Origin of the sequence: Clostridium sp. D46t1_190503_E9 (genome assembly GCF_015555225.1) — a bacterium.
Classification (GTDB): domain Bacteria; phylum Bacillota; class Clostridia; order Clostridiales; family Clostridiaceae; genus Clostridium.
On sequence record NZ_JADNKB010000004.1, the window covers coordinates 208,734 to 234,370 of the forward strand.

19 protein-coding genes are annotated in these 25,637 nt (G+C 27.0%); 15 read left to right on the forward strand and 4 right to left on the reverse strand.

From position 1 onward, the window contains the following. The first annotated feature begins 7 nt into the window (after positions 1–7). From I2E83_RS06355 to secA, 14 genes are all read left to right on the forward strand, one after another. The gene (locus I2E83_RS06355; RefSeq protein ID WP_195429098.1) at positions 8–1,450 is read left to right on the forward strand and encodes an oligosaccharide flippase family protein; all 1,443 of its coding nucleotides are present in this window, start codon (positions 8–10) and stop codon (positions 1,448–1,450) included. Positions 1,451–1,466: 16 nt separating this feature from the next. Then, positions 1,467–2,672 carry a Coenzyme F420 hydrogenase/dehydrogenase, beta subunit C-terminal domain gene (locus tag I2E83_RS06360; RefSeq protein ID WP_195429100.1) on the forward strand — a complete coding sequence of 402 codons (1,206 nt, stop codon included), beginning with the start codon at positions 1,467–1,469 and terminating at the stop codon, positions 2,670–2,672. Between the two features lie 20 nt (positions 2,673–2,692). After that, positions 2,693–3,580, forward strand: a complete 888-nt coding sequence (rfbD, locus tag I2E83_RS06365) for a dTDP-4-dehydrorhamnose reductase (RefSeq protein WP_195429103.1) — start codon at positions 2,693–2,695, stop codon at positions 3,578–3,580. A 46-nt stretch (positions 3,581–3,626) separates the two neighbouring features. Then, a complete protein-coding gene (rfbB, locus tag I2E83_RS06370; RefSeq protein WP_195429105.1) occupies positions 3,627–4,685 on the forward strand; it encodes a dTDP-glucose 4,6-dehydratase in 1,059 nt (352 codons plus the stop codon). Between the two features lie 114 nt (positions 4,686–4,799). After that, positions 4,800–5,834, forward strand: coding sequence for a mannose-1-phosphate guanylyltransferase (locus I2E83_RS06375; RefSeq protein ID WP_195429106.1), 1,035 nt, complete (start codon positions 4,800–4,802; stop codon positions 5,832–5,834). Further along, on the forward strand, positions 5,824–6,912 hold the full coding sequence (locus tag I2E83_RS06380; RefSeq protein ID WP_195429108.1) for a glycosyltransferase family 1 protein: 1,089 nt from the start codon (positions 5,824–5,826) through the stop codon (positions 6,910–6,912). The genes I2E83_RS06375 and I2E83_RS06380 overlap by 11 nt, the downstream gene beginning before the upstream one ends. A gap of 4 nt (positions 6,913–6,916) precedes the next feature. Continuing rightward, entirely contained in the window at positions 6,917–8,239 is a 1,323-nt protein-coding gene (locus I2E83_RS06385; RefSeq protein ID WP_195429110.1) for a hypothetical protein, read from the forward strand. Between the two features lie 2 nt (positions 8,240–8,241). Beyond that, the gene (locus tag I2E83_RS06390) at positions 8,242–9,123 is read left to right on the forward strand and encodes a glycosyltransferase family 2 protein (protein ID WP_195429113.1); all 882 of its coding nucleotides are present in this window, start codon (positions 8,242–8,244) and stop codon (positions 9,121–9,123) included. 492 nt (positions 9,124–9,615) lie between these two features. Then, entirely contained in the window at positions 9,616–11,928 is a 2,313-nt protein-coding gene (locus tag I2E83_RS06395) for a hypothetical protein (RefSeq protein ID WP_195429115.1), read from the forward strand. A 71-nt stretch (positions 11,929–11,999) separates the two neighbouring features. Beyond that, the gene (locus I2E83_RS06400) at positions 12,000–12,848 is read left to right on the forward strand and encodes a hypothetical protein (protein ID WP_195429117.1); all 849 of its coding nucleotides are present in this window, start codon (positions 12,000–12,002) and stop codon (positions 12,846–12,848) included. Between the two features lie 15 nt (positions 12,849–12,863). Continuing rightward, positions 12,864–13,661, forward strand: coding sequence for an SLAP domain-containing protein (locus tag I2E83_RS06405; RefSeq protein WP_195429119.1), 798 nt, complete (start codon positions 12,864–12,866; stop codon positions 13,659–13,661). A gap of 253 nt (positions 13,662–13,914) precedes the next feature. Further along, on the forward strand, positions 13,915–15,342 hold the full coding sequence (locus I2E83_RS06410) for an MBOAT family protein (protein ID WP_195429121.1): 1,428 nt from the start codon (positions 13,915–13,917) through the stop codon (positions 15,340–15,342). Positions 15,343–15,356: 14 nt separating this feature from the next. After that, complete coding sequence (locus tag I2E83_RS06415) at positions 15,357–16,439, forward strand: DHHW family protein (RefSeq protein WP_195429123.1); 1,083 nt, start codon at positions 15,357–15,359, stop codon at positions 16,437–16,439. A 49-nt stretch (positions 16,440–16,488) separates the two neighbouring features. Next, a complete protein-coding gene (gene secA, locus I2E83_RS06420; RefSeq protein WP_195429125.1) occupies positions 16,489–18,816 on the forward strand; it encodes a preprotein translocase subunit SecA in 2,328 nt (775 codons plus the stop codon). Positions 18,817–18,864: 48 nt separating this feature from the next. On the opposite strand, the gene I2E83_RS06425 is transcribed toward secA, so the two are convergent. Both I2E83_RS06425 and I2E83_RS06430 read right to left on the reverse strand, forming a co-directional pair. Further along, positions 18,865–19,869, reverse strand: coding sequence for an LCP family protein (locus I2E83_RS06425; RefSeq protein WP_195429127.1), 1,005 nt, complete (start codon positions 19,867–19,869; stop codon positions 18,865–18,867). An 87-nt stretch (positions 19,870–19,956) separates the two neighbouring features. Then, positions 19,957–21,510: a cell wall-binding repeat-containing protein gene (locus I2E83_RS06430; protein ID WP_195429129.1), complete on the reverse strand. Its 1,554-nt coding sequence runs from the start codon at positions 21,508–21,510 to the stop codon at positions 19,957–19,959. 186 nt (positions 21,511–21,696) lie between these two features. Here I2E83_RS06430 and I2E83_RS06435 point away from each other — a divergent pair, with 186 nt between their 5' ends. After that, positions 21,697–23,574 carry a cell wall-binding repeat-containing protein gene (locus I2E83_RS06435; protein ID WP_195429130.1) on the forward strand — a complete coding sequence of 626 codons (1,878 nt, stop codon included), beginning with the start codon at positions 21,697–21,699 and terminating at the stop codon, positions 23,572–23,574. Between the two features lie 173 nt (positions 23,575–23,747). Here the strand turns inward: I2E83_RS06435 and I2E83_RS06440 are convergent, their stop codons facing one another. Further along, entirely contained in the window at positions 23,748–24,731 is a 984-nt protein-coding gene (locus tag I2E83_RS06440; protein WP_195429131.1) for a hypothetical protein, read from the reverse strand. Beyond that, on the reverse strand, positions 24,679–25,521 hold the full coding sequence (locus tag I2E83_RS06445; RefSeq protein ID WP_195429132.1) for a hypothetical protein: 843 nt from the start codon (positions 25,519–25,521) through the stop codon (positions 24,679–24,681). The genes I2E83_RS06440 and I2E83_RS06445 overlap by 53 nt, the downstream gene beginning before the upstream one ends. Positions 25,522–25,637: the final 116 nt, after the last annotated feature.

Genomic DNA, 25,637 nt, shown 5'->3' on the forward strand with positions numbered 1-25,637 from the left:
AAGAGATGTGTTAAAAGATTCTTTAATCCTTACATTTAGCAAAGGCATAAGAGGTGTTCTTATGCTTATCTTTAATATGATTATTGCTAGATTGTTTACTGAAAGCTTATATGGTACATACAAACAAGTTAATTTAATAATCAATTTAGCTACATCTATATGTGTTGTAGGTATTCCAACAACTATTAGTTATTTTTATGTGTCTTCAGATAAAAAAGATAAAGAAAGATTAATAGGAAACACAATAGTCGTATTAGGGGCAATAGCTGTAGTTAGTAGTTTAGCTATTATAATATTTAGAGAAAAACTTGCAGTTTTATTAAACAACCCTGATATTTTAAACTATATAAGTTTACTAGCTTTACAAATTTTTGTAATGATAATATCAAGCTTTTTAGAGAACTTATATATATCAAGTAACAGTACTGTGATGTTAGGTAAGATATATATTATATATACTATAACTAACTTTTTGGCACTAGGATATGTTACTATAAAAATAAGAAACTTACATTCTCTTCTATTTGTTATGATAGTAATAGAACTTTTAAGAACTATAGTTATGTATTGTATAATAAGATCAAGAGAATCTTTAAAATTTAAAACACAGTATAAATTATTATCCAAACAAATTAAATTTGCTATACCATTAGGAGTAGTGGCTTTAGTACAAAATTTAAACATGTACATAGATAATTTATTTATATCTAATAAGTTTACTCCAGAACAATATGCAGCATATGCAAATGCGGCTACTGACATTCCCTTGGTTGGAATAATAACAATTTCAATTGCATCAGTTGTATTACCGAGAATGTCAAAGAGTTATGCAGAAAATAAGAATTCAAATGAAGTATTATCAATTTGGGGTGACTCTTGTGAAAAAACTGCTTTAATAATGTTCCCAATATTTTGGATTGCATTATTATTTGCTAGAGAATACATAGAATTAATATTTTCTTATAAGTATGTAGAAAGTAGTACACCTATTTTTGTTATTTATCTAATGAAATTCCCACTATACTTCACTGTATTTGGGAACATATTAATAGTTATTAAACAACAAAAATATGTTATGGTAAATTCAATAATAGGAATAGTTTTAAATATAATTTTAAATATAATTTTCTTAAAGGTTTTTGGAATTATTGGACCTGCTATATCTACAGTTATAGTTCAATATTTTGTAGTACTTTTACAATTACTTAAAATTAGTAATGGGTTTAAAGTAAAATTAAAAGAAGTATTACCTTATAAAAAATTAGCTAAAATATTTTTACTTCCAGCTACTATAGCTATTCCTATATATTTAATAAGTAGTATAATTAAAACTTCACCAATATTAAAATTTATAATCTTTGGAGGAGTTATATACTTAGTTTCAATATTAGTTTTTATAAAAATAGGATATATAAAGAAGGAAGATTTAAATTTTATTAAGAAAAGTTAAATAAGGTGGAGGAAAAATGAAGTTAGTAAAGATTAATGATGTTGTAAATGAAAATTTATGTATTGGTTGTGGAATTTGTACTAATTTTTCTAACTGTTCAAAGATTAAATATAATAAAGATGGATTTTTAACTGTAAACAATTATGTACATGAAAGTAATGAAGTAAGTGAGGAGACTCTAGTAAGAGAAGTATGTCCTGGAGTTAAAACCTATGCAAATGAAAATAATAAAAACCATGTATGGGGAGACTATAAGGATATACATCTAGGATATTCAACAAATGAGGAAATAAGGTTTAGAGGTTCTTCAGGAGGAACTATTACACAAACATTAGTTTATTTATTAGAAAAAAAACTTGTAGATTACGTAATACATATAGAAGATGATAAAGAGAATGTATTAGGAAACAAAGTTGTAATAACGAATGATGTAAATCAAATATTAAATAATACAGGATCAAAGTACTGTCCAGCTTCTCCTTTAAATGAAGTACTTAAAAATTTAGATAAAGGATTAAAATATGCCTTTGTTGGACGTCCTTGTGATATAGTGGCATTAAGAAATTATGAAAGAATAGTTCCATCTATAAAAGAAAATATAGTTTATAAGATTTCTTTCTTTTGTGCAGGAACTCCAAGTATTCAAGGAACATTAAAGGTATTAGAAAAATTCTCTTTAAATAAAAATGAAGTTAGTAAGTTTAGATATAGAGGAAATGGATGGCCAGGGTTTACTACTGCAGTAAGTAATTCAGGAGAAGAATTTAAGATGCCTTATGATGACAGTTGGGGTAAAATACTAAATAAATACTTACATCCAAGATGCAAAGTTTGCCCAGATGGAGTTGGTATGGCAGCTGACTTAGTTTTTGGAGATGGATGGGACTGTGATGAAAAAGGATATCCAATATTTGCTGAAGGTAGTGGAAAAAGCTTAGTTGTAGTAAGAAATAGCGTTGGAGAAGAATTAATAAAGAAACTAGTAGAAGATGAAAAAATAAAAACAGAGTTCTTCCCTAAAGAAAGTTTAAAGCTTGTTCAGCCTTATCAATATGAAAGAAGAACAACTTTAACTTCTAGACTTATAGCAATGAAACTTTTTAATAGAACTATACCAAAGTATGAAGAAGGTATAAAGAAATCTTCTAAATACCAAAGTAAGAAGAAGAGAATGAGAACATTTTTAGGAACAGTAAAAAGAATTGTTAATCATAGAATATAGGTAAAGCGAGGTAATAGTCTATGAAAATATTGATAACAGGCTCTAATGGCCAATTGGGAAATGAACTACAAAAGATAATTAAAACTGGCGAAGCAGAAATTGGTAAAGTTAGTGAAAATATTAAGAACTCAGAAGTTTTTGCTTTAGATGTAGAACAATTAGATATAACTAAATTAGAAGATGTAAAAAGAGTTTTAAATGAAGTAAAGCCAGAAGTAGTTATAAACTGTGCAGCTGCAACTAATGTTGATGGTTGCGAAAGCAATAAAGATTTAGCTTTTAAAATAAATGCTATAGGAGCAAGAAATTTAGCTATTGTTTCTGAAAAAATAGGGGCAAAGTTAGTTCAGGTTTCAACTGACTATGTATTTAGTGGAGTAGGGGAAACACCTTTAACTGAATATGATTTAACAGCACCATATAGTGTTTATGGAAAAACAAAATTAAAGGGTGAAGAATACGTTAGAGAATTTTCATCAAAGTATTATATAGTTAGAACAGCATGGCTTTATGGATATGTAGGAAAAAACTTTGTTTATACAATGATGAATTTAGGAGAACAAAAGGACTCTATAAGTGTAGTAAATGATCAACTTGGAAATCCAACTAATGCTAATGATTTAGCATATCATATTCTTAAATTAATTGAAACAGAAGAATATGGAATATATCACTGCACAGGAAAAGGTGAATGTAGTTGGTATGACTTTGCAAAAGAAATAATGAAGCTTGCTAAAAGAGATTGCAAGGTAAATCCATGTACTTCTGAGGAATATAAGAATATGTATCCTAATTCAGCAAAGAGACCTGAATATTCATCATTAGATAATATGATGCTTAGATGTACTATTGGCGATGAAATGAGAGATTGGAAAGAAGCATTGATTAGTTTTATGCAAAACTTATAAAATTTTAGTTCTTAATTTAAATTTAACTGTAAGGGGAGAATTATAAATGAAAACTTATTTAGTTACTGGTGGAGCTGGATTTATAGGCTCAAACTTTGTTTTATATATGCTTAAAAAGTATAAAGATATAAGAATTATAAACTTAGATAAATTAACTTATGCAGGAAATCTAGAAAATTTAAAGAGCATTGAAGGAGATTCAAGACATATATTTGTTCAAGGCGATATTTGTGATGCAGAACTTGTATCATCATTATTTGAAAAATATGAAATAGATTATGTTGCTCACTTTGCAGCAGAATCTCATGTTGATAGAAGTATAAAAGAGCCAGAGGTTTTTGCTAAAACTAATGTACTTGGAACAGTTAACTTATTAAACTGTGCAAAAAATGCTTGGGAAACTGAAAATGGATGGAGAGAAGGAGTTAAGTTCTTACATGTTTCAACAGATGAAGTATATGGCTCACTAGGGGAAACAGGATACTTTATGGAAACAACTCCATTAGATCCTCATAGTCCATATTCAGCAAGTAAGGCTGGATCAGATATGATGGTAAAGGCATATGGAGATACTTATAAAATGCCAGTTAACATAACAAGATGTTCAAACAATTATGGACCATTCCAATTCCCAGAAAAGTTAATACCATTATTAATAAATAACTGTCTTCAATTAAAAGACTTACCAATCTACGGTGATGGATTAAACATAAGAGACTGGTTATATGTTGAAGATCATGCTAAGGCAATTGACATGGTAATAAACAATGGAAGACTTGGAGAAGTTTACAATGTTGGTGGACATAACGAAAGAACTAACATTCAAATAGTTGATACAGTTATAAAATATATCAATGAAAATGTAGATAATAAAGTAACTGAAAACTTAAAGAAGTTTGTTGAAGATAGAAAAGGCCATGACAGAAGATACGGAATAGATCCAAGCAAGATAAAAGAAGAGCTAGGATGGTATCCAGAAACTACTTTTGAAGTTGGAATAGTTAAAACTATTAAGTGGTATTTAGATAATAAAGAATGGATGAATAATGTTACTTCTGGTGATTATCAAAAGTACTATGATAATATGTATGAAGGAAGAAAATAAATAGATACCATATTTAAATTAGTTTGAACAACATAATTAAAGTAAACTTATTTATACTTTTATCTGATTTTGAGTTTAAAGCAATTAGATAAAAAAAAGGAGTGAGATAAATAAATGCTATGTGCTCTAATAATGGCAGGAGGAAAAGGTGAGCGATTTTGGCCAATGTCAACAGAAGAAAAACCAAAGCAATTTCTTAATCTATTAGGTGAGGAATCAATGCTACAGTGTACAGTGAAAAGGCTAGAAGAAATTATACCTTTAGACAGGATTTTTATAGTAACAGCAGAAAGGTACACGACCTTAATAAAAGAGCATTTGCCTAATTTGCCTGAAAAAAATATAATTGTTGAACCAGAGGCTAGAAATACTGCACCTTGTATAGCATTTTCAGCGTTTTATATAAGAGAGTTTTATGAAGATGCAACAATAGTAGTTTTACCATCAGATCATCTTATTTTGGATGAGGAAAAATTTAGAGAAATAATATTAGCTGGAGAAAGTTTTGTTGATAAAAATAATAAATCTATTTTAACAATAGGAATTTCCCCAACTAGACCTGATACTGGATATGGTTATATACATACTGGTATTGAAAAATGTAAAATTGATAAGCATTCAGTAATATCTGTAGAGAGCTTTAAAGAAAAGCCTTGTTTAAGCTTAGCAGAAAAATACATAAAGGATTCTTCTTATTTATGGAATTCTGGAATGTTTATATGGAAAGCATCAACAGTAATAGATTTAACAAAGAAGTTTTTACCAGATACATTTAATTTGATAAATGATATGAATTTAAATGATTATAAAAGTATATGTGAAAACTATAATAAGATAGAAGCTGTATCTGTAGATTATGGGATAATGGAGAAGGCTGATGATATATATGTTATTCCAGGAGACTTTGGATGGGATGATTTAGGAAGTTGGAATAGTCTTTCTAGATATAAAGATACAGATGTAAATAATAATGTTATAGATGGTAGTGTGGCTATATTAAAAAGTAAGAATAATATAATTCAAACTATGAAAAAAACATATGTTATGGGTATAGAAAATTTAATAGTGATAGAAACAGATAATGAAATAATGATAGTGAATAAAGATGATATATCTAAGATTAAGGAGTTGAAAAACTATGGACAGTAAAATAGTAGTAAATGCAAGTATTTTACATGAACATCCTACAGGTCTTGGAGTATATGTAAAAAATGTAGTTAAGGAAATGTATAAAGATGATAATAGCATTAGAGTTTTATCGCCTGTAGAAATAGAAGGAGTAAAGACAGAAGAAATAACTAAGCTTGTTACTCCTAAATATAAAAAAATGGGTGGGTTATTAAGATTGCTATGGACACAACTTATACTTCCTTTTAAAGTTAATAAAAATGATATATTATATCATCCGTTTCAATATCTTTCACTTTTTTCTAGAGCTAAACAAATAATAACTATACATGATTTTATACCATTATATTTTCCTAATGTAGCAAAGCATCAAAATTTATATTATAAAATATTAATGCCAATTTTATTAAAGAAAGCATATAAAATTGTAGCTATATCAGAAAATACAAAAAAAGATATATTAAAGTTTTATAATGTAAATGAAGATAAAATTGAAGTTATATATAATGGATATGACGAAAAATTGTTTAATGATACTAATATAAATAAAGATATCTTAAAAAAGTATAATATTTCATATGACTACTTTATAATGGTAGGTGCTTCTTATCCTCATAAAAATTTAGAAATTGCTATAGAATCTATGGCAGGGATTAAAGAAGATTGTAAGCTTATAATAGTAGGTAAGGATTCGCCATATATTTTAAAGTTAAAAGATTTAGCTAAAAATCTAAATATAGAAGATAAAATCAATTTTATTGGCTATGTACCAGATGAAGATTTACCAAGTCTTTATAATTATTCAAAAGCTTTTGTTTACACAACATTATATGAAGGTTTTGGACTACCAATAGTAGAAGCTATGGCATGTGGAACTGCTGTTTTATCTTCAGATAACTCATCATTACCTGAAGTATATGGAGATGCAGCCTTAGTATTTGAAAATAATAGTTCAAAAGATCTAAAAGAAAAAATGGAAGTTATCTTAAAGGATGATGAAGTAAGAGACGAACTAATAAAAAAATCAGTTATTAATATAAAAAGATTTTCATGGGAAAAAACAGCTAAAGAAGTATACAAAATATTAATCAGGAGATAATAACATGTTTTATTTTTTAGGAGTAATACAGTTAATTATAATTTTAACTTATTTATTTAAATCATATAAAAAAATAGGTTTAACTATTTTAGGTGATAGTATTAAATTAATGTTTATATTATGGATAAGTAATATTGCTTTATATAATTTACAATTAAGTAAGTTATATAATCCAAATTGGCCAATAAATATAGTAGTGTTTTTAATAGCAGTTACTTTCTTTATTGCTAGTAAAAAGTTATTTTTAACAGAACAAGACGTAATTGATAGCATGGATGATATCAAGAGTGACAATCAAGATTATTATATTTATTCAATTATAACTACATTAATTTTTATAGTGGCATCAATTGTTTTTTGGCTGAACGTTAGTAAATACGGATTAGCCATTTTAGGTGAAAATAAAATAAATAAGCAACCAATGGACCATTATTCAGCATATATAGTATATATGCTAGTGCTAGTTGCACAAATTAAATATATATTATTTAGATCACATAAAAAAATTAGTGAGCTAATATTATTTATATTATCCTTAGGAACATTATTACTGACATTAAATAGAGGCCCATTAGTGTTTATATTATTTGCTATATATGTTTACGAAATATTTAACTTAATAAAAATAAAAGACAGTATATCTAAAAAGAATTTATATATTATATATGGATGTTTCATAGCAGTTGGACTTTTAGCTATTGCTGTATTTGGATATATTGGCGATATGAGAATGGAATACGTATTAGAAAATGTATATAATAGAACTATACATGAGCATTATCAAATGAATAAATATATACCTTCTGGATTCTTATGGGCATATATTTATTTAACAAGTCCATTAGAAAATGCAGCATTTTCTATTTTAAATCAAGGTTTTGAATTAACATACTTTAATAATTTATTTTATCCATTTATAAAGTTATTTGCTAATATAACAGGTAATGGTGCGGAATATAAATCTTGGCTTATGGCTAGAGAATCATTTACACCTTATTTAGAAAAAAAGGTTGGACTAAATGTTTCATCATTTATCCCAGAAGCTATGCAAGATTTAAGTTATTTTGGAGTTATAATATATGTAGCTATATTTTTAGCCTTAGCTTATTTTGGAATACTTATTATAAAAAAGAAAAAAATTAAATTTTCAACAATTGGGTCTATAGTGATATATGCAAATATTTTAAGCATACTTTGTTGGAGTGTATTTGTTAACTCCTTAAAGATACCAGTACTAATATTAAATATACTATTCCTTATAATGTTAGAGTTTTTAAGAAAATATGGAGTCTTTAAATTTATAGTGAAGAAGTTTAAAAGAGGATAGTTATGGAAAAGAAAGTATTTATAATTTTATTAAATTATAATGGATATAAAGATACAATAGAAGCAGTAGAAAGTTTAGAAAATATTACGTATAAAAATTATGAAATAGTAATAGTTGATAATGCTTCTACAGATAATTCTTTTGAAATGCTAAAAGAAAAATTAAATAATAAGCATCATTTAATTCCTTCAGGTAAAAATAATGGTTTTGCTTTTGGAAATAATGTAGGAATAAAATTTGCTCTTGAAAATGGAGCAGATTATGTTCTTTTAATTAATAATGATACTACTGTAGAAGAAGATTTTTTAGATCATCTAGTTTATTCAATAGAAAAAGATGAAAAAATAGGAATTACTACAGGCTTAATATTAAATTATTATGATAAAAATAAAATTTGGTTTGATGGTGGAGAATTAAATTGGGATAAATTTTATGGATATCATATAAATGAAAATAAATTATTATCAGAAGTAAATTTAAAACAAAGAGATATTACATTTGCAACAGGATGCTTAATGTTAATAAAAAGTGAAGTAATAAAGAAAATTGGATTATTGCCAGAAGAATATTTTATGTATTATGAAGACGTAGATTTTTGCGCAAACTTACAAAACAATAATTATAAAATATACTATAATCCTAAAAGTATAATTTATCATAAGATAAGTGCTGCGTCAGGAGAAGCTGAGTCACCTTTTGCAGTAGAATGGAATACTAGAAATAGAATTAAATTTATGAAAAAATATAAAAGTAATGTTACAAAATATAAATATGTAAAATCATTATTATATTTTTACGGCACCCGAGTTGTAAAAATTGTCGAATATGCTTTTAAAGGGAGATTTGATAAAATAAAATCTTTATTAAAGGGAATATTTGCTTAAATTCTAATAAGTATATAAAGTTTGTTAAGGATTATTTAATTTTAATTATGTAAATTACTAATGTAAGAAAAGTATATATTACAATAAAGATTATGCTAGAGTATTTTTGATATTCTAGCATAATTTTTTTTATAAAAATATAATAAAACTACAAGGAAAATATTACATAAAAATCCAAATATATATTTAATTAAAAATATTCAAAGAAAATACTGGTTATTATAGAAAATATATAAATTAAATGGTATTTTTTGTTGGATTATAGTAGAATTTGTTTAATGAAAATGATTAAAAAAGTGCATAAAGTTTGCTACAATACTAATAGAGCTAATAGAAAATATGAATTACTTTCCATAATTAAAAATAACTGGACAAACTGGAAGAATTATAATATAATTTGTGTATCATAAATATATATTTTATTTATGAACCAAAAAAGCTCGTAAAAAGAAAAAAAATTAATCATCTAAATTTTAGGAGGGGGAACTCACTATGAGTAAAAAAGTTCAAAAAACTTTAACAGGCGCTATGGCTGCTATGATGGCTACAGGCGTAGTTGCAACACCAGCAATGGCTGCAACAAATACAAATGTAGATGCTTTATATAAAGCTGCTTATCAAGCAACACAAAAGGCACTTACAGAAAAAACACAAGCTTCAATAAATGAAGCTAGAAAAGCTATAAAGGCTTTACCAGCTAATTTAGATTGGGCTATAGGAGAATTTTCAAAGCAAGTTGACACAGTTCAACAACCAATATTCTCAAACATAGTAAAATTAATTAAGAAGGCTGAAAAGGAACCAACACAAGCTAATATTAATGCTGCTAGAAAAGCTATTCCAGCAGAATTAGCACCAGTTTGGAGAAATTCTTATAGTTCAGCTGTTGACAAAGTTCAACAAGGATTACAACAAAAAGCTGTAGACGCTGTTAAGAAGGCAGAAACAGATAAAACTCAAGAAAACGTAGATGCTGCTAAGGTATTAGTTAATGATTTATTAACTGCAGATAGCCAAGGCATCAAAGATTGGGCTAAAACTTTATTAAATAGAGTAGAAGCTATAAAAATTTACGACTTAGATGTTACTAAAATAACTGAAATAAATAGATATAATGTAACAGTAGAATTTGAAGGATTAACTGAAAACTTAAAGAGTGCTACTATTGAAGTAATAGACAATAATGGTGATGTTCATGAAGTTTCAGCTAAGAACTTATTAAAGGGAGCTAAAAAAGCTACATTTGAATTTAAAAATGTATTAGGAGCTACGGCTTTAAAAGGTGTTTGGACAGTGAATGGAGTAGAGTTTGACTTTACTGAGGCTGGCTTAGTAAAAGAAGTTAGAACTAGTACTGGAGATTTAGCTAAATTAGAAAGTGCATTAGTAGAATTACAAGAAAAAGGATATATAACTGGACTTTTAGGTGACTATAATAGCAAAAAAGAATTTGTATTTGATACAGTTGAAGATGCAAAAGTTTCTGTTAAGTATAAAACAGCTTTAACTGGAAAGACACTTAACAATGCAGCAGATGTACAGGCTATAATTGATAAAGTAAATAGCGACTTAGAAGGAAATATAAGCGTTGATAACCTAATACTTCTTGCTAAAAAAGAAGAAGGTAAAGTAAACGCAACAGATAAGCAAGTATATAATGCTATGGTTGAATTAGGATTAGAAAAAGTAAATTATGATTGGATTGCTGGTTATAGAGACGCTATTGCTGCTAAAGATAAAGGAACTAAAATAGAAACTATTCAAGATTTAGTTTATTCTAGTAATAATAAAACAATAGATGAAACAAAATATGTGATTCCAGCAACTGATAATAAAACTGAAATAAAAAATACAAGAACTGCTATTGAAGATAAGATCACTTTAGTAGAAGATTATTATAAGGATGATGCTGATAAAGTTACAGCTAAAGCTGATTTACTTAAATCTTTAAGAGTAGATATAGCTCTTCTAGATGTTAAATCAGTTACAGATCCAACTGATTTAGGTGCAGCATTAATGAACTTAAGCGATGTTGTAAATGATAAAGATAAGTTTAATTATAGCACAGATATTAATGAAACTATAATGGAAAATTATCTTGCTTCTATCACAAAAGCAGTTAGCGTAGCTGATCTTAAGACAAAAGCACAAGATGTTCAAAAAGTAGTGCTTGCAGATAAAATGAAAGATATAATTAACGATGAAAATGACAAAGATGCTTTATTAAAGGCATTAAAAGCAGAAGAAATAGGATTAAAGAATGTTTCAGATGCAAATAAAGATGAGTACTTTGCAGATAAGGCAAAATTTGGAGATGCTACTGTAGATACTGTTCAAGGTATAGTAAATTCAGTTAATGCAAGAGTTTCAATGAAGAAAGCTACTACTGTAGATACTATGTTTACTGCTTTAAATTCATATATTTCTATCAATGATAAGGCTTTATTTGATAAGTCTGAAGCAGTAAGAAAAGATTATGCTCAAGAAATATTAGCTGCTAAGAATGATGGAGCAAAATTAGATACTATAAGCAGTGTAAATACTATTATAGGATCTGTAGAAAGTACTATAGCTGATAAGCTAGGTGCTGTTAATATAATAAAAGTTGACGCTAATGGAGCTATTACTTATGATAGACCAGAGTTAGTAAAAGCTTTAAAGGCAGTTACTGGTAAGTCAGAAGTAGAATTAGATTCTCTAATTTCTAAATTTATAGAAAAATCATCTGTAAAAGATTCTACTGGCAAAGTAACAGGTATTGTTACTTACACTACTTATACTCAAGTAAAAGATGCTTTAAAATAATATAGTATAATATTATAGATGATAAGGATAGGATATTTTATTCTATCCTTATTTTTTAGAAGAGGGATAAAATGAATAATATAGCTGTAATTGAAGAAAAAAATAAAAATTCAAAAAGCTTAATATTAAAAGTAGAGGATATTAAACATATAAAAAACAATGTAGATTTAAGTCTAAACATGCTTATACAAAGACTTATTGATTGTATTAAAGAATGTAATTTTCAAGAAGGAAGAGAACATTATATTATAGCTAAAAGACTTTATAATAATAATCCAAAGATTAATTCACTTGGATTTATATTAGAATCAAAAAATTTAAAGCTTAAGTATGAAAGTTCGGATGATTATTATATTAAATATCTATTAAAGGAAGAATTAAATAAATTTATAAATAGTATTACATATTTAGGTGAAATAGAAGATAGTGAGGAATATAATTTAGCTTATAATGAAGTTTTAAATTTAAGGAATAAAGTAGATATAGAAGAAATATCATATGATTTAAATAAAAGGGTTAAAGAAATAAATAATAGTGAAAATAAAAAGAATAAAATTTTAATTAAAGAAATTTTTAAAGATAAATATGAAGATAATTTCTATAATAGTGCTGAGTTTACTTATAATATTATAGAAAATAATATATATAAAAACATTGAAGATTTTAACGAGCTTCAAAAAGTTTTAGATAAAATATACTTATTATATAAGTTCAACTTAGAAAAAGACATTAATAAAAAGGTTGAAATTTTATATGACATGAGTATAAATGAATTTATGAATATTGAGTATGTTTATAAGGGATATGTAGTAAGGACTCTTGAGAAAAATAATTACAAAACAATTGATGAGTTAAGAGAGGATATATTAAAGTTAGGTAATAAAATAAAAAGCTTCGATAAAAAATCTATGCCAATTTAAGATAAGGAGAAAGCTATGTCTAAAGATAAAAGTGATTTTAAGCTAATTAAAGAGTCGAATAGAAGTGATTTTTATAATGATTTATTAATTGATGAATATAAGGAAGTAGTAGCAAATAATTCGTTTATAGATAATCACTTACACATAAATACTGTATATTTAGTAGAAAATGATTATGAATATGAAGTTGGCATTTATATTACAAATAATAGTGATAGGGAAATTTTTCTTAGGGATCTTCCAATAGTATTAAGGCTTGGAGATAAGGTGTTAAAAGAAGAAATTTTATCTCTTGAAAAAAATATAAGCTCCTTTGAAGCTGTATATATAGAAGTTAAATTTGATAAAAATGACTTTATAGAAAATTTTGATATAAATGATTGTGATATTGAATTAGGAGATACTAATTCCTTGAATAAATACAACTATGTAAAAATAAATTTTGATGGTTTAGATAAAGTAAGAGAAAAGTCTGGATATAGAGAAATAAAAAGATTTATAAAAAATTTACCTTTAATTGAAGAAGGGAGTATTGCTTTAGATGTTTTTGCTTCAGGCGAAATAGAAGAAGGATTCTTCATAATAGTTTTATTTAGAAATTCATCAAGTGAAGATATAAATATAAAATCTATTCCGTTAGAAATTTATACAGGAGATGATTTGATTTTTTATAAGAATTATTTTTCTTTATTAGATGGCGGTATTAAGGTTCCAAGTTATAGTGGCTTATTTAAAGTTATAGTTATACCAAAAGATGAGTTTCAAGGAGTTGAGGGAGAAGATTCTGATACTTATAAAGTAAAAATATGTTAAAGAATAATTTTACAAAAATGTGTTTAATTATTTTGGTAAATATGGTACAATATAACTGTGGGAATTTATATAAATCATTTAATTGAATTTGATTTAAAAGAGGACCCATCCAAAGATTTAGAGGAAGTACTATACAGAACGGAACCTATAATAATTGACTATGAATGGTCTATTATATAGGTTCTTTTTGTAATATGTTGACAAAAATGTTCACGAAAGATAAACTTAATTTATCAATAGTGGAGGTAGATTTATGGTATTTAGTTCTATGGTGTTTTTGTGGGTCTTTTTACCTGCAGTTTTAATAATTTATTATTTTATTGATAAAAAATATAAAAATTTAGTTTTACTTATTTCAAGTTTAATCTTTTACAGCTTTGGGGAGCCAAAATATATTCTTTTAATGGTTCTTTCCATAATAATAAATTATATATTTGGCATTTTAGTAGATAGAGAAGAAAATCTACTTAAAAGAAAGTTAATATTAGCTTTATCTGTATTTATTAATTTAGCTATTTTAGGGTATTTTAAATACTTTAATTTCTTTACAGAAAGTTTAAACAAGCTCTTTAATAGTGAGATTATTGCCTTAAAGGAGATAATTCTTCCGATTGGAATTTCCTTTTATACATTTCAAGCCTTGTCTTATGTTGTAGATGTATATAGAGGAAAGGGAGTAGAAGGTGGGACTAAGGTTCAAAAAAACATATTTGACTTAGCACTTTACATATCATTTTTCCCGCAGTTAATTGCAGGGCCAATAGTTAAGTATTATGACATAGAAGCTCAATTAAGAAATAGGGACGAAAGTTTAACTAGAATTACATATGGAATAAAGAGGTTTATATTTGGACTTAGTAAAAAAGTATTAATTTCAAATGTTATGGCAAGTACAGCTGATAGCATATTTAAATTACCTATTGATGGTGTTGGAACTCCTTTAGCATGGTTAGGTTTAATAACGTATACTTTGCAGATTTATTATGATTTTTCTGGCTATTCAGATATGGCTATTGGGTTAGGAGAAATTTTTGGATTTACTTTTATGGAGAATTTCAATTATCCATATATATCTAAGTCTATAAAAGAATTTTGGAGAAGATGGCATATATCTTTATCCACTTGGTTTAAGGAATATTTGTACATACCCTTAGGGGGAAATAGAAAAGGAAAGTATAGAACTTATGTTAATTTATTTATTGTATTTTTAGCTACTGGATTATGGCATGGTGCAAGCTTTAATTTTATTTTATGGGGAATGATTCATGGATTTTTCATTGTTATTGAAAGGATGTTCCTAGGAAAAATCCTTGATAAAAATAAGTTTAAACTTTTAAATCATATATATACTTTATTTGTTGTTATGATAGCTTGGGTATTCTTTAGAGTTGATGGCTTTAGAGAGGCATTGAGATATATAAAGGCATTGTTTGTATATAGACAAGGAAGTTTAATAAATAATATAGATTTATACTTGAATAAAGAAGTTATTCTTATTGTAATTATTGGTATTTTATTTAGTGGTATAATTCAAATGTTATTTAAAGGCTTAACAAAAAAAATTTATTTAAGAGATGGGATAAAAGTATATGAGGTATTTATATTAATTATTTTACTATTCTTATGTATAGTATCTATTGTAAGTGGAACTTATAATCCATTTATATACTTTAGGTTTTAGGAGGAGTTAAAAAGATGATTAACAAAAGAAATAAACAAGCAATATTAATAGGGTTTTTATCTTTAATAATACTTCCTACTATATTATATAAATTTATTCCAAAAGAATATAAGAAGAATAATGAAAATAGGGCCTTATCTCAAAGACCAGAATTGACTATAGATAATTATGACACTTATCCTAAACTTTATGAAGAGTATTATAATGATACGTTACCATTTAAAAATTTCTTAACTAATTTAAATAGCAAGGTTAAATATAATATTTTTGATATTTCTCCTTCAAATGCAGTTATTAAAGGTAAAGATAATTGGCTTTTTTATGACTCCAAAAATAAAAATGATGGAGATACTTTAGCAGATTTCCAAAGGACAAATTATTATAGCGAGGAAATGCTAGGTAAATTTAAAAAATCATTAGAAGCAAAGAAAAAGTTTTTAGATGATTTAGGAATTGAATTTTATGTATATATAGCGTCCAATAAAGAAGAAATTTATCCAGAGTATATGCCTGATGAATATGTAAGGCTTAAAGAAAAATCAAAAGCTGATATAGTAGTAGATTATTTAAATGAAAATACTGACGTAAATATAATTTATCCTAAAGATATTTTAATGAGCTATAAAGATAATTATGATCTTTATCATAAGTTAGATACTCATTGGAATAAGCAAGGAGCTTACATAGGTTTTACTGAGATAATGAAGGCTATGGGAAGAGAATATGAAAATATTGAAAATTTAAATATAGAAGCTAATGAAATTTCTACAGGTGACTTAGCCAATATGATTAATATGTCAGGGGACTTAAAAGATATTGAGTATAATGTCAATTACAAAAAGGACATCAAACTTGAACTTATAGAAGATAAGGGAAAGCTTATGAATAGGTATGGTACTAGTAATGAAAATGGTAAAAAGTTATTGTCATATAGAGATTCTTTTTGGGTGAATATGGCACCTTTTTTAGCTAGGGAATTTGAAGAATCTGCTTTTGTTTGGGGAATTCCTTTTAATGAAGCGCAAATAAAAAAGGAACAGCCTGATGTTGTAATTTTGGAAGTTGTTGAAAGAAATTTAGAGTATTTAACTGAGTAAATAAAAATAAAACTAATGAGTATAAAATAAGAGTTGAGGTATATAAGTTATGGGCTTTTTTAATGATTTTAATAAAATTTATAATTATAGTTCTAGGGAGCTTAAGAGAATTTATCCTATAGTGGATAAGGTAGAAGCTTTAGATGAAAGTATAGAGAGGCTTACAGATGATGAGCTTAGATTAAAAACAGATGAATTTAAGGAAAGATATAAAAATGGAGAAACTTTAGATGATTTATTACCAGAAGCTTTTGCTGTTGTAAGAGAAGCCTCCAGTAGAGTTCTTGGAATGAAGCACTATAGAGTCCAATTAATAGGTGGAGTTGTTCTTCACCAAGGAAGAGTTGCAGAAATGAAAACTGGTGAAGGTAAAACTTTAGTAGCAACTTGCCCTGCTTATTTAAATGCTCTAACTGGAAAAGGAGTTCATATAGTTACAACTAATGAATATTTAGCACAAAGAGATTGTGATGAAATGAGTCAAGTTTATTCATTCTTAGGGATAACCTCTGGAACTATACTTCATGAAATGTCACCAGAAGAAAGAAGAGAAATATATAATAGAGATATTGTTTATGGTATTAATAGTGAAATTGGCTTTGATTACCTTAAAGATAATATGGTAACTGATAGGCAAGAAAGAATTCAAAGAGGATTAAACTTTGCTATTGTAGATGAAATAGATTCTATTTTAATAGATGAAGCTAGAACACCTTTAATTATTTCTGGAGAAGGAGATGAAGCAACAGATATTTATATAACTGTTGATAATTTTGTAAAGTCTCTGACTAAAGATGAAGATTATGAAGTAGATGAAAAGCAAAAAGCGGTTACTTTAACAAATCAGGGAGTAGATAAGCTTGAAAAACATTTTAATATAGATAATTATGCTGATGAAGATAATATTAAGTTAAGGCATAATATAGTTCAAGCTTTAAAGGCAAATTATACTATGACTAGAGATGTAGATTATATTGAAAATGATGAAGGAGAAATATTAATAGTAGATACCTTCACTGGAAGAGTAATGGATGGTAGAAGATTTTCTGATGGACTTCATCAAGCGATAGAAGCAAAAGAAGATGTTGATATACAAGCAGATGCTCAAACTTTAGCTACTATTACCCTTCAAAACCTTTTTAGACTGTATAATAAGTTATCTGGTATGAGTGGTACTGTTGTAACGGAAGAATCTGAGTTTATGGAAATCTATTCTCTAGATGTAATAGAAATTCCAACTAATAGACCAATAGCTAGAATTGATAAAGAAGACAAAGTTTATACTAATATTAAGTCTAAGTATAATGCTGTAATAAGCGATATTATAGAAACTCACATGAAGGGCCAACCTATCTTAGTTGGTACAGCAAGTATTCAAAAATCAGAGGATATTTCTGCAATACTTAAGAGAAAAGGAATACCTCATAATGTTTTAAATGCTAAAAACCATGAAAAAGAAGCTAAAATAGTTGAAAGAGCAGGGGAGAAGGGGGCTATAACTATTGCTACTAATATGGCAGGTAGAGGAACGGATATTAAGCTTACAGAGGAAGTGAAAGCTTTAGGTGGTCTTAAGATAATAGGAACTGAAAGACACGATTCTAGAAGAGTAGATAATCAATTAAGAGGCCGTTCAGGAAGACAAGGTGATCCAGGAGAATCTATTTTTCATGTATCTTTAGAAGATGATATGATAAAAAATTATATTTCTCAAAAGTATAAAAATATATTAGCTAAGCTTACTGAAGATAATGATTATATAGATTCTAAATCTGCAAATAAGGCTGTTGAAAATGCTCAAATGGCAGTTGAAGGAGATAATTTTAAAGCAAGAAAAGATATAGTTTCTTATGATGATGTTTTAAATACTCAAAGAGAAGTTATTTATAGTCAAAGAAATTTAGTTTTAGATAAAGATAATATTAAAGAGGAAATTGAAGAAATTATCCTAGATGTTATTAATAAAAATAATAATATAGAATTAGCTTCAAAGTATAAAATTGAAGAGTTTAAACATAAGTTAATTGAATTGAACTTGGTAATGGAAGAGGATATAGCTGAGCTTTCTACATATCCGAAGGAGGATATAAATTATTTAATTTTAGAAAAGATAAAGTTAAGAATTTCAGAATATGAAAAAAATGTATCTGAAGAAGAAGCTAGAATAAGGGAAAGAAATATATTATTAAAACATGTTGATAGACTTTGGATAGAATACTTAAAGGAAATAGAAGTTGTAAGACAAGGTGTTAATTTACGTTCTTATAAACAAGTAGACCCAGTTCAAATATTTATGATGGAATCTAGTAAGTTATTTAATAATATAGTTGATGAAATTAAAGAAGAAACAGCTAAGGAAATATTATCATTTGAATAAAAAAATGGCTGATGCAAGATTTGATTATACCTTGCATCAGCCATTTTTTTATTTTATATCATTAAATATATAATCTCTCATTTGCTTTTTAACAGTTTCTTGATCAAATGTTAAGTAGTAAACACCATTAATCATAGTTCCTTCACCATACCCATCTCTAGGGAATCTATCTTGCTCTAGATTATTTCCTATTCCAAGGACCTTTGTTCCAAGAGAAAGGATATCACCAGTAGATAAATTTGTTTGTACATATGGTAATACTTCATTTAATAATGAGTTATATGATGATACTGATGTGCTTGTTAGCTTATTAAATAAAGCATCAAGGACAGTTCTTTGTCTTTGAGTTCTTTCATAATCTCCACCACTTGTATATCTTATTCTAGAATATGCAAGGGCTTGAGTACCATCTAAATGTTGCACTCCTGCGTAAGTTATATGAGGAGAATTAGTTTTATCTTTGCTGTTTAAATCATTTATATAATTATTTATATATTGGATTTCTTCATTTGTTATTTCTACATCTATACCACCTAATATATTTATAATTGTAGGTAGAGATGAGAAGTTAACAGTCACAAAGTTTTCTATGTTTAAACCAAAGTTTTCATTAAGAGTTTTAATTGCGAGTTCTGGACCACCATATGCATAAGCATGATTTATTTTATCTTGCCCGTAGCCATCTATATTAACATAAGAATCTCTCATAATTGATGTGATTTTTACTTTGCTATGGGCAGGGTCTAGTGTAGCGACCATAATAGCATCGGAACGACCAGCTTCTCCTTCAACAGCATCAACACCAAATAGTGCTATGTTTTTAATTTTACTTACATTATCATATTCTTTAAATTCATCTTCTACAATTCCTAAATTATCTTTGTTTAATTTAATATTATCCATTTTATTTAGTAGACCTACTACATAGCCACCACCAACTACTGCAATTGCAAGTAGTATACATAAAAATCCTATAAAAATCTTAAAACCTAAGGATTTTTTCTTCTTCTTTTTCTTTCTTTTTTTAGATTTATTATTTTCAAGTTGTGACATGGTTACACTTCCTTTCAAGTAGATATTTTATCATAAAGCAATGATGCCTTTCAATTTAAGCATTAAAATGTAATAAATAATTATGATTTAAAGGCCTGGTTCATGTAAATATGATGTATTTAATGGATCAGAAGTAAGGGCATCAAATAAAGAGGAAACAGATTTATATCCAATACCTTCTCTAATCATATCTCTATTATCAAGTTTATATTCAAAGCAAGCTTTTAAAATTTTATTTTTTTCAGTTTCATTATCTGAAATGCTCTCAATTAATAGTTTACTATTATTAGTAGGGATTAATTCCTTTCTACCAAAGAATCTACAATCCTTTATTTGACCTGATTTATATAAATCGTATATTATGTTACCTGTTTTTAAGTGCTGTTCATGTAAATCGTATTTATAGCTGTGAGTAACATGGGTAACATTACTAAATTTACTTTCAAAATCTAAAACAGCATTTTTAATTAGATTTGCATCTAAGTTTTTTTCAGATTGATTTAAGAATACTAAGTTTTTTTTCAATACTCCTAATTGTGTTGTAGCAGCTCTAAATTCGTTGTTTCTTAAAGCGGTTTTTTTTGCTAGGATAAGATTGCTGTATCTAGGATCAGTAAATACTCCACTTTCATCACCATCGCTGACAAGAACAACATACACATTTTCAGCTCCAACTGCTTGAATGGCATCTACTATAGCACTTCCAGCAAATAATGTTTCATCGTCTTGATGTTGAGAATAGAATACAACTTTATCAGAATAAACATACCCTTTGGCTCTATTTATAGCAATTTGATTAATATCTCCAAAAACAGTTAAGCTTTTAGAGCCAGCTATAACTGATTTATCAGAATTATTATCTATAAGTACTACTGGTTCTTTTAACGCAGAAGCTGTTAAGGCATCTATAAGCTCATTGGATTTGCTTAAATTTACATGTGTTTTATTAGGGAAAAACTTATTTATAACATTTTTATTAGTTTCAAATCTATTTTTTCCACTTAATCTTTCAGAAAACTTATCAAAGGATTCATTTAGTACGCCTATGCCACCAATTGAATAGGATTTAATATTTTTTTTATAATCAGTAGTTCTTCCATCAGTTAAAATAACTGGATTACCTGTTTTGGCTGCAACAGGAGCAATGCTCATGGCATCAGCTTCTCCAATTAGTCCATTTACATAATAAATTTCCTCAATAGGTTTAATTTTTTCAATTTCATTGGCAACAGAATAAGAAGTTAAAAATCTATCTTTACCGCCTAATCTAATAACTGTTTTTTCAAGTTTTTTTAACTTATCTTCTATTTTTTTTGATATTACACCATCCCCACCTACTAAATATATAGTTTTTACTTTTTCAATTCTTTTTAATGTAGAATCTGGAATGTTATTTACTTCGGTAAGTAATATTGGTGCGTCTAATGTCCCACTTAATCCACTTGCTGATAAACCATCAACTAAAGACATTCCATTGACTAATATGGCTTTAGAGTAATTTAATTTATCAGAAATCAATGCTGCGGTTTCATATCTATTTTTCCCAGCTACATAATTTATAGGAAATGCTTGTACAGCAAAACTTGAAATAGATATAAATGATAGTGAGAATATTAATGTCTTTAAAAAATTTTTCTTCATTTCAAAACTCCAATCTAGTGAATAATATAAATTATACCATATTATTAGATAATATTACAAAATTTACAAAAATTGCATAGCATTTACCTGGTTTTATAACCCAGATTTCTTGAAGTATTTATTTCGATATTATATAATTATATTATGTAAAGTTTAATTTAAGTAAAAAAGTTAAAAAAAGAAAGGATGGGGATCTTGGGAAAGCATAAAAGTTTACAAATTATAGTGTATACAGTAGTATTTTCATTAATTTTCAATCTTGCTTTACCTTTATTTGACATAAAAGCACATGCATACGAAAATAGTTCTAAAATGGTGGAACAAGAATTGAAGGAAATAGTTTCTAAATATGGGGAAGCAAATGTAAAATTTGAAGATGGTTTGTATGTTTACGTTGGTGAAGAAATCGATCTTACTGATTCTGAGAAGTATCAAGAAGTAATATGGAACTCTGAAAATGAAGAAATTGTCAACGTAGAAAATAATAAGTTAACTGGGGTAGAAGAAGGTACAACCTTTATCATTGGAAAGAAGGGTGAAACGTATTATATAAAAGAAGTATATGTTTCGATGGAAAGTGCAAATGTAAAATCTATAAATAATTTAGAATCAAGAGCAAATTCACAATATGTTGTTTATATTGATCCTGGTCATGGGGGATATGATCCTGGTGCTCAAGGTAATGGAATAGTAGAAAAGGATATAGTTTTAAATTATGGACTTAGGCTTAAAGAAAAACTTGAGGCAAATGGAATAAAGGTAATAATGAGTAGAACCTCAGATGTATATGTATCTTTAGAAGATAGAAGTAGGGGAGCTAATAATGTAAATCCAGATATTTTTATTTCAATACATATAAATTCTGCAGGAGCTACAAGTGCATCAGGAATAGAAACATTTTATAAGAAAGATATAGACAAGCCTTTAGCAGAAAAAATTCAAAGTAAATTAATTAGTTATACTGGTGCTGTAAACAGGGGAGCCAAATGGGAGGATTTCCATGTAGTTAGAGAAACTAATATGCCAGCAAGTTTAGTAGAATGTGGTTTTTTAACAAATGTAAACGAGGCTGGTAATTTAAAAAATTGGGACTATCAAGAAAAACTTATAAATGCTATGTTAGATGGAGCATTAGATTATTTATATAATAGCAATCCATTGGTAGCCAATAGAATATATGGAAATAACAGGTACGAAACATCTTATGAATTATTTAGGAATGGATGGAGTAGTTCAGAATATGCTGTTATAGCTCCAGGTTTAGATTATCCAGATGCTTTGTGTGCAACCCCTTTAGCTACTAAGTATAATGCACCTATAGTATTAGCTGAAAATACTTCTTTAATGAATCAACCTAATCTTTTAAATTTATTAAAATCTAAAGGTGTAAAGAATGTATTTTTAGTAGGTGGAACTGGCGTTATACCTTCATCATTTGAAAGTGAACTTTCATCACAAGGTATAAGTAGCAAAAGACTTGGTGGAAAGAATAGATATGAAACTTCAGTTCAAATATCAAAAGAAGTAGGAAATAGTTCTGGTGAGGTTGCGGTAGTAAGTGGATTAGACTTTGCTGATGGATTATCAATATCATCAATTGCAGCAATAAGAAATATGCCTATATTACTAACAGAAAAGAATCAACTTCCTAGTGAGGTGTTAAATCATTTAAATGGTTTAAATATAAGTAAATCTTATGTTATAGGTTCAAGTGGTGCCGTATCTGATAATGTTGCTAGTAAGCTTTCAAATGTTGAAAGGCTTGGTGGTAAGAATAGATACGAAACAAATAAGAATATCTTTAATAAGTTCAAATCTAGTTTAGATCTTAGTAATATGTATATAGCATCTGGATTAGACTTCCCTGATGCGTTATCTGTATCTGCGCTTGCTGGAAAGAATTCTGGATTTGTTGTATTATCAAATCTTAATTCAGCAGAGCCAGATGTAAAGGAGCTTATGACATCAGTAAGACCTAATTTACAAAACATATATGTTTTAGGAAGTAGAGCTATTATAAGTGATAGTGTACTATATAATTTAGGTATAAATATTATAAAATAAAGTGGAATTCTCAAAAATTTAATTAGCTGATTATTTTTGAGAATTCCAAAATAAATAACACCCAATAAGAATTTTTATTCTTATTGGGTGTTATTTATTTAATTAAAAAGTATATAATTTCTAAAATAACAAATTTGTATTTTAAAAATTTATTATTTTAGGCAGGTTATTTATTATATATGATTTTTAATAGTAAGTAACAAGCTATTTAATGAGTAATAAGGAGTTAATTCTCCACCAAATTTTCTAAAGTATTTTTCAATTGATGGTATCATAGATCCTTCAAAATCAAATACAGGAAGCTTTAATGTATTTTTAGTATATAAAATAGCTTGCCAAAGTAAATAAGACATTCCGAAGTTATTTTCTCTAGAGATTCCACCCATTATATAATAAGCTCTTTTATTATCATAAGCTAAAACGCATCCACCAATTGCTTTGTTATTTTCATCGAATATAATACCTATAATACAATTATTATTTTTATTTAATTCAATTAATAATTTTTTAGTGAGATCATTATCAAAGTTATTTATATTTTGACTACTAAAGCTTTTATCGTTTAGTTCAAAGTAAGTATCTAAATACTCGTTAAAACCCCATCTAACTGTTACGATGCTTTTATTACCCTTATTTACTGAGGTTTTTTCTTGAAGATTGCTCCAAAGAGTTTTTTCATCTACTAAATTTACTCTATAGGTATATCTTACTGAAGTAACATATTTATTCCATATAAATGGTTGTATGTCTGTATGTTCTGGTGAAAAACTATAGTAAAGTAGTTTTTCTTTTTTTAATTCGTTTATAAATATCTCATTTATCTCTTTTATATTTGAGATTCTTTTAGAAATAGTTAATTTGTGAATTGTAGGAGATATCATAACGCCGCCAAAAGGTGTCATATGAGGCATAACAACAAAGTTCATTCCAAGCTTCTTAGATGTAGGAATATAAAATGCTGCTACCCAATTTTTATTTGCATCGGATAAATAATATAGTTTATATTGCTGAGCACTTTTAAAGCTTGATCCTATATTGTTAAGTAGCCAATAGCTTTTATGATAAAATGTTCCTTCTGGAGATTCATCAACAAATTTATTCCATTTATCTAGTAACTCTATGTTCTTTGTATCTATCTGATTTATCTGTAAGTTCATTTACTACCTCCTGATAACTAATAAAGTCTATTTTTTTACTATTGCAATAAGTAACAAGCCATATATACCAATCTTTCCAATCTTTCCATCCATTTGAGAAATATTCTTGGTGTAAGTTTATATTAAAAATAATATCTTTATCGTAGTTTGAATCTATTATCTTTTTTGTAAAATCTATTGCATATTTTAAATTATATTTTTGAAGACCATTTTCTTGAAATAAATAGCTATCCATTATATGAAAAGGAATTTCAATTAACCCTTCTTCTGTTATGTAAGGTTGTTTTAACTCCTTAGAATATTCTGTTGTATCAAAAGTATACCCTATATCCTTCATATAAGAAAAAGTATCTTTATCTCTTCTTAAGTAATGCATTCTAATTCCAATATCTTTAGTATCATGAAGTAAATTAAAAGTATCATGTTCTTTTTTCATTTCTTTGATGTCATTATAGGCTATTCCATGTATTCCAACATTTAAGTTATTATTTAGTATATATTTGATATGTTCTTTAGCTGCTTCAGCTTTATAAGCAAGTGTATTATCGTTTGAAGTAGCAAAAAAGTAAGTAGCCTTTGTATTGTATGTTACATCAAATTGAACTAGCTTGTCTATGTTTGTGAAATTATTTTTAATTATGCAATTTAGTCTAGAAAGAAATGTCGATAGATTTATTCTAAAGAGAAACAATTCCAGAAATGCACGAATAATCATTTTAATAACTATTAAATCTTTCTTATGCTCCTTTCTAGTTAAATTATCAACATCATGGGATACAATTACTTTCATATTAAATCCTCCTAAAAAATGGAATATATATTATGGTTAATTATATAACAAATACATATTTTAGTCGATATATGTAAAGAAATCTTAAGAAAAGTATAAGGTTTCTTTATTGTTAA

What these genes read in the sequence shown, in the direction of transcription:
- I2E83_RS06360 (WP_195429100.1), top strand. Translation starts at nt 1,467, where the DNA reads ATGAAGTTAGTAAAGATTAATGATGTTGTAAATGAAAATTTATGTATT.
- rfbD (WP_195429103.1), top strand. Translation starts at nt 2,693, where the DNA reads ATGAAAATATTGATAACAGGCTCTAATGGCCAATTGGGAAATGAACTA.
- rfbB (WP_195429105.1), top strand. Translation starts at nt 3,627, where the DNA reads ATGAAAACTTATTTAGTTACTGGTGGAGCTGGATTTATAGGCTCAAAC.
- I2E83_RS06375 (WP_195429106.1), top strand. Translation starts at nt 4,800, where the DNA reads ATGCTATGTGCTCTAATAATGGCAGGAGGAAAAGGTGAGCGATTTTGG.
- I2E83_RS06380 (WP_195429108.1), top strand. Translation starts at nt 5,824, where the DNA reads ATGGACAGTAAAATAGTAGTAAATGCAAGTATTTTACATGAACATCCT.
- I2E83_RS06385 (WP_195429110.1), top strand. Translation starts at nt 6,917, where the DNA reads ATGTTTTATTTTTTAGGAGTAATACAGTTAATTATAATTTTAACTTAT.
- I2E83_RS06390 (WP_195429113.1), top strand. Translation starts at nt 8,242, where the DNA reads ATGGAAAAGAAAGTATTTATAATTTTATTAAATTATAATGGATATAAA.
- I2E83_RS06395 (WP_195429115.1), top strand. Translation starts at nt 9,616, where the DNA reads ATGAGTAAAAAAGTTCAAAAAACTTTAACAGGCGCTATGGCTGCTATG.
- I2E83_RS06400 (WP_195429117.1), top strand. Translation starts at nt 12,000, where the DNA reads ATGAATAATATAGCTGTAATTGAAGAAAAAAATAAAAATTCAAAAAGC.
- I2E83_RS06405 (WP_195429119.1), top strand. Translation starts at nt 12,864, where the DNA reads ATGTCTAAAGATAAAAGTGATTTTAAGCTAATTAAAGAGTCGAATAGA.
- I2E83_RS06410 (WP_195429121.1), top strand. Translation starts at nt 13,915, where the DNA reads ATGGTATTTAGTTCTATGGTGTTTTTGTGGGTCTTTTTACCTGCAGTT.
- I2E83_RS06415 (WP_195429123.1), top strand. Translation starts at nt 15,357, where the DNA reads ATGATTAACAAAAGAAATAAACAAGCAATATTAATAGGGTTTTTATCT.
- secA (WP_195429125.1), top strand. Translation starts at nt 16,489, where the DNA reads ATGGGCTTTTTTAATGATTTTAATAAAATTTATAATTATAGTTCTAGG.
- I2E83_RS06425 (WP_195429127.1), bottom strand. Translation starts at nt 19,869, where the DNA reads ATGTCACAACTTGAAAATAATAAATCTAAAAAAAGAAAGAAAAAGAAG.
- I2E83_RS06430 (WP_195429129.1), bottom strand. Translation starts at nt 21,510, where the DNA reads ATGAAGAAAAATTTTTTAAAGACATTAATATTCTCACTATCATTTATA.
- I2E83_RS06435 (WP_195429130.1), top strand. Translation starts at nt 21,697, where the DNA reads ATGGGGATCTTGGGAAAGCATAAAAGTTTACAAATTATAGTGTATACA.
- I2E83_RS06440 (WP_195429131.1), bottom strand. Translation starts at nt 24,731, where the DNA reads ATGAACTTACAGATAAATCAGATAGATACAAAGAACATAGAGTTACTA.
- I2E83_RS06445 (WP_195429132.1), bottom strand. Translation starts at nt 25,521, where the DNA reads ATGAAAGTAATTGTATCCCATGATGTTGATAATTTAACTAGAAAGGAG.